This window comes from Rikenella microfusus DSM 15922 (genome assembly GCF_000427365.1).
Lineage (GTDB): Bacteria > Bacteroidota > Bacteroidia > Bacteroidales > Rikenellaceae > Rikenella > Rikenella microfusus.
This window is the reverse complement of sequence record NZ_KE386488.1, coordinates 688,769-700,488: the sequence shown is the minus strand read 5'-3', so window position 1 is coordinate 700,488 and position 11,720 is coordinate 688,769. Positions and strand designations below refer to the sequence as shown.

Below are 11,720 nucleotides of genomic sequence, written 5' to 3'. Positions count from 1 at the left end.
AGTTTTTATTTTGTTTTGTTTTTTGTCGTTTGTCAGAAGTTGCAAATATATACTTTTTTCCTGAGACTCATCCAAAAATCGGTTTCCGGCATCTGTGAGCCGTTTCGGTACCGTTTCGTTTCGCCGGTTACGGACGGACGCTCCGGAGGGGATCAGAAACTCATCGACAGCCCGACGCCGAAATAGAATGCGTCGTTCGAGGGTGCGGCCAGCGTGAACTTGACAGTCGCCGGAGTCGCCGAACCCACCGCGTTCACTTCGAACGCGATGTCGCCCCCGTAAGACCAGACGTCCAGCGGCCGGGTCGAACCGCCCCCCGCGAAATAGGCCCCGCGGCTGTAATCCCCGAACAGGTTCAGCCAGATACGTTTGAAGTAGATCAGCCCGTTGATCCCCCCGTTCGGATAACAGAGCGGGAACGTATAGTCGAACGCCGCCGCGCCGTAGTACTTCGCCGCCCATCCGTTGTAGGCTCCCCGCGGGAACAACGGTTTTTGCGTGAATCCCAGTTCCGCTTCGCTCTGGTACATGCCGCCCGCCCGCAGGGTGATGCTGTGGTTGCGCATCAGTCCCGGCAGGTAGCCCCGCGCATAGAGGCTGTACACCGTGCCGAACCGGTCGTTGAAAGCTCCGCTCACGTCTGCCCGCACGGCATAGCCTAACCGCGGCACGATGCAGCGCGTAGATGCCCGCCGGTTGTCGCTCCACCAGAGCGAAGCCTGGTATTTCTGGTATCCCTGGATAAAACGCGCTTTGCCGGGGTCGTACATCAGCGAATTGTAGTGCGTTATCGAGAACGACGGCTGCAAAAGCCGGAAGTGGCTTCCTCCGGAGAGATCCAGCGGGACGGAGAGGCTCCCCTGCACATGCAGGTAATTTTTCAGGCCGGCGGGGGCCGTTGCTCCGGCGGCCCGGTCGCCTGCCGGAATATAGACGCCCTGTTTGCCGCCCCCGTACTCCACGTCGGCGGTGATCTGTACCGGCAGTCCGGCATAGGTCCAGGACGCCTGCAGCCAGTCGTCGCCGTGCAGCCGCCCGTAGGTGGCCGAACCGTAACTGTCGCCCATCACGCTCTGGAAAAAGAGGCTTGCTCCGAAACCGAGGTTCAGCGTCCGTTCGCTGGTGTTGAGCAGGTCGTCCACATCGGCGGCGATCGGCGCCCAGCTGTGGACGTTGAACCACCGGAGCGCCTTGTTGTAGCGCCGCACCTTATGTGTGGTCGCGGTGTCGTCCATCGGCAGTGCGCTCATGGTCGGCACATGCCAGGCGGGCGCCGGGATATTCAGCAGGTTCTCCGGCAACCGCGACCACCGCACCGTGTCTTTCGTCGCTGCCGCGCCGGTTGTTGCGACCAGGTAACCGTCCGCCGTATAGGTCGTAAAAAGCACTCCGGCGCTGTCCGCCGAAGGGCCGTAAGCCCCGAAGCGCGAAGTCGTCAGTCTCCGTTCGACAAGTTCCGGGGAGGTCAGGTCGAGGGTATGTATCTCGTCTTTGCCGGATTGTATCGAACTGAAATAGAGTTGTCCTTTCCCATTTGCCGTCAGGCCGCTGAGAGTTACCATCGACGGTGCGGTAATGTCCCCGACCGGAGCCAGCGTGCCGTCCGCGGCGACCGAAGTGCGCCGCAGGTGCATTCCCGCCTCGCTCAGTGCGATGAAGGCCAGCGTCCGGGTTGTGCTGTCCCAGGCCATCCCGTGCAGGGTGGTCAGCGGATCGAACCGCAGACGGTCGGTCTCCCGGAAATCCTCGGCGTCGCGCAGCACCAGATCGCTGCCGCCCAGACTGTCGGGCGATACGGCGGCGATGAAAGCGCGACCGCCCACCGTCAGGGGCGTAACGAAATAGTGGGCCTGCCGGCGGCCGTAAATCCGTCTCTCGCCGGTAGCGAGGTCGAGGCTCCGAACGACCGAGTAGGTTTTATATTCCCATATGGGGTGCGGTTTGAACTCCGTCCACCAGAGCGTGCTGCCGGCCAGCACGGGACGACTCGACGGCGGTGCGATCCACCGCAGGGTACGATCGCTGCCGCCCGTCGTATCGACGACTACGAAGCGGGGCGGGGTGTCGTAATCGGTTTTGGCAGCCACGATTCCCCATGGCGTGCGGAGCGGGTCGGAATAGGTGGTGAAAGCCTTTCCGTCCCGCGCGGGACGGGTCAGGGTACGGTAGCTGTCCGCTACGGCCGAATAGGGTTTCCAGTGTCGGTACAGGTCGCCGAGGGCTGTCCGGCTCAGGTCGCTCAGGTGCGTGTCGTAATGGCGTTTGAGATAGATGCGCAGCGGGACGATGAAAATCGGCCACTTCCCGGCATATTCCACTGCGCGTCCCCACATCTCCGGCCCGTGGTAACGCTCGCCGGCGGCGACTATCTGGTAGCCGTATTCGTAAATTCCGGGAATGTAGGTTCGGTACGATCCGGCGATCCATTTGTCGCTTTTCATACCCACGTAAGCGCTGTCCGCGGCGAATAAAGCCCGCATGCCGACGGTGAACGACGGCTGGTAAGCGCGTCCGAATTCGGAATACTGGGTCTCGGCCAGCGTGGCGTCGCCTTCAAGGAACCATTTGGGCACCACGAGCATTCCCACGCAGGTCCCGGCCTGTCCGAACAGCCACGAGGCCACTTTCGTGACGCCGCTGCGCAGGGCGGAGAGCTGTACGACATGGCGGCTTTCGTGCACGGCGAGTTGTTTGAGCCACGGGTCGGCATAGATGTCTCCGGCGGGGGCGGTTGTCATCAGTTCCATGCGTTTGGGCGCCCAGACGACTTCTCCGTTGGAATGCAGGTTTTCGGTATGCAGCACGATGGGGAGCCGCTGGGGGGCACGGGCGAAGCCATGGGCGATGGTGGGGGCGATGCTGTCCATGAACCCGGCCAGCGCGGTGGCGGCGGGGGCGTAATAGTCGGGGTAGATGAGTTTATAACGCGGACTTTTGATCTGCCGCCATTTGAGATTCATCGGTCCGCGGCCGTTGTAATAGAATTGCGCCTGCGCGGCCTGCGTTCCGGCCAGGGCGATGAGCAGCAGGCACGGCAGACGGCGGAGGGTTCGGATGAGGTTGCGCATAGGTGATCGGCCCGATTGTCAGATTTTACGGGCTTTGTACCCGGCTTGGGTAAGCAGCTGGACGACTTTGTCGCGGAAGTCGCCTTGCAGGATGATTTCGCCGTCTTTGGCGGAACCGCCTGCGCCGCATTTCTGCCGGAGCATTTTGCCGAGTTCCTTCAGGTCTTCGTCGCTGCCGACGAAATCGGCGACGATGGTCACTTGCTTGCCTCCGCGGTTGCGTTTGTCGAGGGCCACGCGTAGCCGCTGCCGGGCGGGGGGCAGTGTTTCCTGTTCCGCTGCGGTTTCGGTGGTGTATCGAAAGTCGGGGTCGGTCGAATAGACCATCCCCAGGCGGGATTTCCAGTCGTTATTGCTCATCGGTCGAATTCATTCATTTTCGGTTTCGTTCTGTCTCCTGCATGAAACGGTCGGGCCAACGTTTCCCCGTAAATATAGTCCGCGTAGCGGCCGATCCTGAGCTGTCCCCGGCGAGGAAGCCGTCATGGGAAACGGGCGCAGCGAAATTAACGGTTGCATCTTATGGTTTTATCTTCGCCGGTCCGGATTTAGCCTGCAAATCAAAGGTAGTTTAATTTCTGTGCCGACAGGCGTTTGTTTTTTCTTCACCCGCTCATACCGCGGGGCACTTTCTTTCTTGTGCGACCAAGAAAGCAAAGAAGTCGCCGGGAATGTTTTTTAAACCTACGATTATTTATCCGCGCAGCGGCCAGCCCGGAGCCACCCCCGGCGAAGGGCTGCAACCTGCGGTCGCGCCCTCGCTGACTCCGGGTGACATCATATGAATTAACCGTACAGTTATTGGCCGAGAATCGCAGCCTGCGGAGACCGTGAACGAGCCTCGCGAGCGAGCGGGCCTCCGCGGGGCGAGGCTGCGACCCGCGCGACCTAAAGGTCGCATAGCATGTTCCTGCCATTATTGTACGGTTTTTATTGACGCGATTCTTCGGAATCGCCGGTTTCGCTCCTAAAATAGTGCGGCCACTTTCGGGAGAAGCCGACAATCGAAACATAATGCCTTCGTTTATCCGGGAAGTTCTCCGCGCAGCTTTTCCCGGGCGCAGAAGAGGTTCGGATAACCCTACCAACCGGACGGCAAATACCTGCCGCTTTATCCGGAAAGCGACGGCGTATCCTGTCCCACACGCGCCGTCCCTGCCGGGCCTTCCGGCGGATTTCGCACCCTTCTCCCCGACAGATTCTGGACGGATTTTACCGGTTCCGACAGCGCCCCCTGCCGAAACGGTCAATAAACGACGATTTCGTCCGTGAAGATCCAGGCCGGAGCGCCCGCGCGCGGATGCCCTTCCGGCAAAACTCCCGCATTCGCCGCCTTCACCCGTACATACCGCGCTTCGACCGAATCGGCGAAGCGGACGTCGAACGGTTCGATCAGCACCTCCGAATCGTCGTTCGGTTCTATCGCCCTGTCCGCCGCCACCGTAAAATCTTTCCCGTCCGTCGACGTCCATACCGTCAGACGGGTCGGAAGCATAACCGACGTGGAGGCGATGTGTTGCAGGAAACGCAGTCCGGTGCCCGACAACGACTGTACCGAACCCAGGTCCAGCGTCACGTCCATATCCGTCCCTTCGAAACCCTGCCAGGCTTTGTCGTCGCCCCGTTTGAAGGCATAGCGGTTATCCACCAGCGCCGTATCGCCGCCGCCCGTATAGGCCGCGTTGTACGGTGTCGCGTACGACACCTTCGCCCGCGTGGCCCTGTTCAGCAAGCCCGGTACGGTCAGCACGCATCCTGCCGGCTTCCCGTTCCGGAACGTTACCGCCGTCAGCGTCGCCGGTTCCCTGATTATAACGGAATCCGTATAAACGGCCGATTCCTGTGTCGGCACGCTCCCGTCCAGCGTATAATGGACCGGATAGCCGTCCAGTTCCGTGGCCAGTTGAACGGTCAGCGAACCGTCGCCGCCGAAATGCTGGTCGGAGATATAGGGCGTAAAGGCGCTTTCGGCGTAGTTCCACCCTTTGGCCGCATAGCGGTCCAGCTGGCGGTCCAGCTTGTGTTCAAAACGTTTCCAGTTACGGGCCGTCGTATCCGTCCACAACACTTCGGAAAGGGCGGCCAGCCGGGGCAGCAACATATATTCCACATGTTCCGGGGTACGGATATTCTCCGTCCAGATATTGGCCTGTCCGCCCAGTACGTAATGCTCGTTTTCCGAAGCGATGCCCGGCGGTACCGGGTCGAACGAGTAAACGCGCCGGATTCCGTTGAATCCGCCCCACGCCTGCGGTTCGCACGGGTTCTGGCCCTGATAGTGGTCGAAATAGACGTAATCCAGCGGCACCATCACCACGTCGTGTCCGGCATTGGCCGCCTTGATGCCGCCCTCGAAGCCGGTCCACGACATGACGGTGGCGTTCGGCGCCAGACCGCCTTCCAGTATCTCGTCGAAACCGATCATCGCCTTGCCTTTGGAGTTGATGTACTCCTCCATCCGGTGCACGAAATAGCTCTGCAACTCATGCTCGTCCTTCAGGCCCTGTTCCCGTTTGCGCTTCTGACAGAGCGGACATGCGCTCCACTGTTCCTTGCCCACTTCGTCGCCTCCGATATGGATGTACGGCGAGTCCGGAAAAAGTTCGACCACTTCGTCGATGATCCCCTCTAAAAACCCGAATGTCTCCTCCCGGCCGGGACAATAGATGCCGCTGCCCGGCCGTGCCGTCGGGCAGGCGTATTCGGGATAGGCGAAAGTCGCCGCTTCCGAATGGCCCGGCATTTCGATCTCCGGGATCACGGTGATGTGCCGCTCCCTGGCGTAGGCCACGATTTCGCGCACGTCGTCCTTCGTGTAGTAACCGCCGTAGGTGTCGGCGCTGTCGCGGCGCGATTCGTCGCTGAGTTCCAGTCCGATCCACGGCGATTTCACGTCTTTCACTTTGCGCCAGGCGGCCTTTTGCGTCAGGAGCGGATATTTGTCGATCTGCAACCGCCAGCCGATACCGTCCGTCAGGTGCCAGTGGAAGGTGTTGATCTTATGGTAGGCCAAGATGTCGAGGTACCTTTTGACGAACTCTTTCGGGAAGAAATGGCGGCTCACGTCGAGGTGCATCCCGCGCCAGCGGAAACGTGGCGCGTCTTCGATGGTCACCTGCGGCGCCCTGCCGGCGGAATCGCGGAGCTGTTCCAGCGTTTGCAGGCCGTAGAACACCCCGGCGTCGCTGCCGCCGACGATTTCCGCTCCGCCGTCGCCGACCCTCAGGCGGTATCCTTCGGGATTGCTCATGGCGGTATCGACCGCGGTGCGGACGTTATCCGGCCCGATCTTCACGAAGCCTTCGCTTTCGACGATCCGGGCGGGTTGGGGAATCACTGCGATTTCGGCGGGCCGGGGGCCGGAAGAACACGCCGCTGCAAGCAGGGCTGCCAATCCCGGCAGAATCAGGTTGCGCATATGTTTCAATTTAACGGAGTGAACAAATAATATCGGCAATATACGAAAAGATGCCGGATATTTGAAACCGTCCATGTCAGGAAACGGTCTGTGGTCTGCCGGACCGGAGGCGGCTCCGGCCGGGTGCCGGCAACTGGCTTGTGCACGGAGATAACGGCATCGCCTCAGTTGTGGAAAATGGCTTTGACAGGCTCCATACGGGCCGCGCTCCAGGCCGGGAAAAATCCGGCCACCGCCCCGACCGCCGAAGAGATGACCAGCCCCAGCAGGGTGTTCCCCAGGGTCAGTACGACGGTGAAGTCGCTGACGCTATTGACCACCAGCACGCCGGCGAAAATCAGCAGCAATCCGATGGCGCCGCCGGCGACGGAGAGGATCACCGCTTCGAAAATAAACTGGAAAAGGATGAAGTAGGGTCTCGCGCCGAGCGCTTTTTCGATCCCGATCTGCGCCGTCCGTTCCCGAACCGACACGAACATGATGTTCGCCACGCCGAAACCGCCGACCAGGATGGAAAACAGGCCGATGATGCCTCCGGCGAAGTTGATTCTCCGAAACATGTCGTCGAGCATGTTGCTCAGGATGCTCAGTTCATTGACGGCGAAGTTGTCTTCCGCCTGAGGGCTGAGCCTGCGCAGGCGGCGCATGATCGACCCGACTTCGGCTTTGAGTTCCCGGATGTCGTCCCCGTCCGGCCCTTTGACGATCATTTCGGTACCGGCCCGGCGCAGGTTCACGAAATTTCGGGCCAGGGTCAGCGGGATCAGTACGTTTTCGTCCATGCTCATTCCCATCATGTCGTCGCCGGCTTTGGCGAATACGCCGATCACGGTCACCCGCGTGCCGCCGATACGCATATCCTTGCCTACGGGGTCTTCGCCGGGGAAAAACTGTTCGGCTACGGTATGCCCGATCACGGCGACCCGGCCGCCGTGTTCCGATTCATAGGAGGTGAAATAGCGTCCGCTGCCGATATCGCTTTTCCGCATCCGGTTATAGTCGTGTGTGGCGCCGATCACGGTGGTATTGTCCGCGTAATTGCTGCCGTTTTTGACGGTACGCGAAAAAGAGGTCATGAAGGCGATGGCTTCGGCCCGGGGAAGCAGGGTACGCATCTCGGCGTATTCGGCGAGGCTCACCTGCGGCCGGTTGTAATATTTCCACCACTCTCCGCCCCCGTCCCAGGGCCATTTGCCGACATACAGGGTATTGCTGCCGAGGGTATTGACATTCTCTCGAATCTTGATCTCCATCGAATCGACGAGGGTGAATACGGTGATGATGGCGAAGATGCCGATGGTGATGCCGGACAGGGACAGGGCGGTGCGGAGCTTGTTGATAACGACGCTTTCGACGGCCATCAACAAACTCTGGTAAATCTGTCCGAGAACGTAAACCGGTTTTTTGAACATAAAGGGTAGCTGCAACAGGGGCGATCGCCAAATTTAAGTGTTTTTTGCGATTCATGCCCCTTTTCCTAATTTTGCGTCGGTCGGTTGTCCGGCCGTTTTTAGACTGCCGGAACCGGCGGAATCCGCATCGGACGGCTTCGGCCCGATCGGTGGCGGCTCCGGTCGGACTACTTGACAGAAACTGTACGATTAACGATAAATTCTTGCGTCAACGGGCGGGCCGGACATTTTTTTCGTGCTACCCGGAGCCAGCGAGGGCGCGACCGCAGGTTGCAGCCGTTAACTTCGCTTCGCTCGTTGTCCTCCTCGCCGCTCGGCCATTCGTGCAACCGACGCTGCCGGTGAGAGCAGTGCAAGCCGGCTTAAGCGCTGCCGAACGGCGAGGAGGAAGGCGAAGCCAACCCCGATGGCTCTCGCTGGCAGCGTCGGTTCGCCGGGGGTGGGTTGCCGTTCCGGCTTCCTCCTGGCGCCTCGGCCATACGAACAAGTTCGATGGCGCTCGGCTGCTGCGTCGGTTCGGGCTGGCCGCTACGCGGCAGACGATTAACCGTACGATTTTTATTGGTGTGGTTCGAAAGAATCGTCGGCTTTCGTGTCCAGGCAAGTTTCCACGGGGCTATGCAAACACTTGCAAAAAAACCGACAAGGGCTGCTTCTGAGTGGGCGCGGGCCGATATCTACTGAAAACATAAAGGTGATTATATACGATTTATACAAACCTCGATAACCCCGTTTCGGTTCTGCATCGGACAGCATGAGACGGTGCAAACCCGGACAAAAGACCCGGCCGGCGAGAGCCGAAAAGAATGATACAGTATAAAAATACCATTATATAAAGAGGGTAGTCAATACCTACCTTTGTAATTAAAAGGGGCGGAACGGTCATTCCGGAGTGCCGTCGGACCGGACGAGTCTGCCGGCAGAGCGAACGATAAATCCAGCAGTCCACTGACCGGGCGTTTTTCAGTCTCCGGTTAGTTATCGCAAAGCCCCGTAAGGTTTTGTCTCCTTGCGGCGGCGGACAGAGCGGCTGCCCGCTTTTGTCCGGTCTGCGCGGTGCCCGCCCCGGGCTACCGCGACTTTGGCCGGACGGGCTATGAGGGCGTGGCGCGGAACGTCGGCAACAACGGGTACAGTTGGTCGTCGTCGGTCAGCGGTTCCAACGGGTTCTATCTGAATTTCAACACGACGAACCTCAATCCCAGCAACGCGAACAACCGCGGCCACGGCTTTCAGGTGCGGTGCCTCCAGCATTTATCGACCGCTTCGCCCCGGGGTAGTTTCCCTGTACGTTGCGGGATACGGACCGTATCGGTCCGTATCCCGCAACGGCAGGGAATTCCGACGCCATACCCGGATGAACGGACGGTTCCGTTCGCCCGGGTGGCATATCGGGAAGGGATCGTTCGGGAGGAAGGATTATTATTTCGTGCCGAACTCTTTCTGGGCGATCGTCTGTTGCCGCTCCACGGAGGTCAGAACGTAGCGGAAGTAGTAGTGGCTGTAAGTGTTGAGCCGATCGGCGTCTATTTTAGCCATTTCCGTGTCGAATCGGGCGACGGCCTGTGCGTCGGCATCTTCCCGGTTTGTCGATGTCACGGATAAGTTCGAGGGAATTTTCAGGCTTTCCAGGTAAGTCAGAGGCCCGAACAGGTCGATGCCCGAACCGACCGAGGAGTATTGATAGTCTTCGATTCCGATCGTGTACAGGTAATTTTGTTCTTTGTTCTTGTCGTCGCAGCCGGTAAACGACAGGGAAACGATACCGGCGCACGCCAGCATAAACCATTTGCGGAAAGAAATCGTCATTTTCATGTTTTAGTAATGTGTTGATGAAGTGGAAAATCGGGCCGTTTGCCGACAGAGGTTCTCTCCCGGCATTTTAGATGTGCAAATATAGGCCGGCTTCCGGACAAAGGGAAATTCGGACGACGAACGGACGCAATCGGATTGCGGAACTGCCGGAAAAACCGGCGGACGGACCGTTTCGGCAGGCGGAGCCGGAAGTCGGGAAGAACCGGAATGTGCCTTCCCGGAATACCTCCGGCCCGGCTTTCTGCGGGGCGCGGTAAAATAGGTTTAATTGTCATGTCTGTCGCCGACGGGCGTTTATTTTTTCTTCACCCGCTCATGCCGCGGAGGCACTTACTTTTTTGCGCGACCAAAAAAGTAAGCAAAGAAGTCGCCGGGAATGCGATTCCCCGTTCCCGACTCCTGTCGGAACGGAAAACCGCACATTCCCGGGTTGCAGTCTCTGTCCTAACTTCTCACAGAGCTAAGAAGCCGGGAGTGCTTATTTAATCCTATGGTTTTATGTAAATTGCCCTTAGTCAGGCCGGAGCCACCCCCGGCGTAGGCCTGCAAGCAGTCCACGCTGGCTCCGGCTGATGGAATTAACCGTAGGGTTAAGACTAAATTTCCGCATCAGCGGACGGGCCGCAGTCTCCGGGTAGCGGAGGCCCGTAACTCGCATCCGCTCGTCGCTCCTCCGCAGGCCGCGGCCTTATGCAAAATCGTACGATTATTCTTTATTCGGGGTCGGACGCCCGATGGATCACGAATAGTTACGCTCCGGCTCGAGCGTCCGGCGGCACCGCGAAAGCCCGCGATTCCTTCGGGTTGCGGAATAAAATCGTGCCTGTCATGCCCTTGTGCGATCGGACAGAGCGGCCGCGGACCCGGAACCGGAGATAAAAGCGGCGCAAAAATGCATATGACTGCCTAAAAAATAATCCCGTCCGTATGAAACTATTGAAAATCAAAAAATAGTGCGTATCTTTGCACACCGATTTTGTGTAACCAAAAAAACAAAAGAGAAAAAACAAAATGCCAACTATCCAACAATTAGTACGTAAAGGAAGGACAGACGTGGCGTACAAGAGCAAGGCCCCGGCCCTGGAAGCTTGTCCGCAGCGTCGCGGTGTCTGTGTGCGCGTGTACACCACCACCCCCAAGAAACCGAACTCGGCTATGCGTAAAGTAGCCCGCGTGCGCCTGACCAACGGCAAGGAGGTCAATGCCTACATCCCGGGCGAAGGGCATAACCTTCAGGAACACTCCATCGTATTGGTGCGCGGCGGTCGTGTGAAAGACCTGCCGGGGGTGCGTTACCACCTCGTCCGCGGTACGCTCGACGCCGCCGGCGTGGACGGACGCAACCAGCGTCGTTCCAAATACGGTACCAAACGTCCGAAAGCAGGCGCCAAGAAATAGCCTTCTGTCGGGTGCGTAACGGAAACGTAAACGAAAATTAAACAAACACCAACCATCGGCCGTTCCCGGCCCGTTATCTTTGCGGCGGCGGACGGCGAAACAAAAAAGAGAAATGAGAAAAGCGAAGCCTAAAAAGCGAATTCTACTTCCTGACCCCAAGTTCGGTGACGTGCTGGTGACCCGGTTCGTCAACAACCTGATGTTAGACGGTAAGAAGAGTATTGCGTACGGTATTTTCTATGACGCCATGGATATCGTAGGCGAGAAGATGAAGGACACGGAAAAGGCTCCTTTGGAAATTTGGAAAAAAGCGCTCGAAAACATCACCCCGCAGGTCGAGGTCAAATCCCGCCGCGTCGGAGGTGCTACCTTCCAGGTACCTATGGAAGTGCGTCCGGAGCGTAAAGTTTCTTTGAGCATTCGGTATCTCCTCCAATTCTCGAGAAAACGCGCCGGCCGTTCAATGGCAGAAAAACTCGCCGCCGAAATCATCGCGGCTTACAATGAAGAAGGCGGAGCATTCAAACGCAAGGAAGAAATGCACCGTATGGCCGAAGCCAACAAAGCGTTCGCCCACTTCAGATTCTAACCGGACATATTAGCAGGAAC

Annotated in this window: 7 protein-coding genes; 2 read left to right on the top strand and 5 right to left on the bottom strand. The window is 58.7% G+C overall.

The genetic code is table 11. From position 1 onward, the window contains the following. Positions 1-152: 152 nt before the first annotated feature. From RIKMI_RS0104100 to RIKMI_RS0104080, 5 genes are all read right to left on the bottom strand, one after another. On the bottom strand, positions 153-3,068 hold the full coding sequence (locus RIKMI_RS0104100; protein WP_027290555.1) for a hypothetical protein: 2,916 nt from the start codon (positions 3,066-3,068) through the stop codon (positions 153-155). Positions 3,069-3,086: 18 nt separating this feature from the next. Beyond that, on the bottom strand, positions 3,087-3,428 hold the full coding sequence (locus tag RIKMI_RS0104095; RefSeq protein ID WP_027290554.1) for a translation initiation factor: 342 nt from the start codon (positions 3,426-3,428) through the stop codon (positions 3,087-3,089). An 886-nt stretch (positions 3,429-4,314) separates the two neighbouring features. Further along, the gene (locus RIKMI_RS0104090) at positions 4,315-6,486 is read right to left on the bottom strand and encodes a glycoside hydrolase family 20 protein (RefSeq protein WP_051214329.1); all 2,172 of its coding nucleotides are present in this window, start codon (positions 6,484-6,486) and stop codon (positions 4,315-4,317) included. Between the two features lie 164 nt (positions 6,487-6,650). Beyond that, positions 6,651-7,898: an ABC transporter permease gene (locus RIKMI_RS0104085; protein ID WP_037291474.1), complete on the bottom strand. Its 1,248-nt coding sequence runs from the start codon at positions 7,896-7,898 to the stop codon at positions 6,651-6,653. Positions 7,899-9,320: 1,422 nt separating this feature from the next. Then, the gene (locus RIKMI_RS0104080) at positions 9,321-9,713 is read right to left on the bottom strand and encodes a hypothetical protein (RefSeq protein ID WP_027290551.1); all 393 of its coding nucleotides are present in this window, start codon (positions 9,711-9,713) and stop codon (positions 9,321-9,323) included. A gap of 1,011 nt (positions 9,714-10,724) precedes the next feature. Between RIKMI_RS0104080 and rpsL the strand changes: the two genes are divergently transcribed. After that, positions 10,725-11,111: a 30S ribosomal protein S12 gene (rpsL, locus tag RIKMI_RS0104070; protein ID WP_027290549.1), complete on the top strand. Its 387-nt coding sequence runs from the start codon at positions 10,725-10,727 to the stop codon at positions 11,109-11,111. 112 nt (positions 11,112-11,223) lie between these two features. Next, a complete protein-coding gene (rpsG, locus tag RIKMI_RS0104065; RefSeq protein ID WP_027290548.1) occupies positions 11,224-11,700 on the top strand; it encodes a 30S ribosomal protein S7 in 477 nt (158 codons plus the stop codon). Positions 11,701-11,720: the final 20 nt, after the last annotated feature.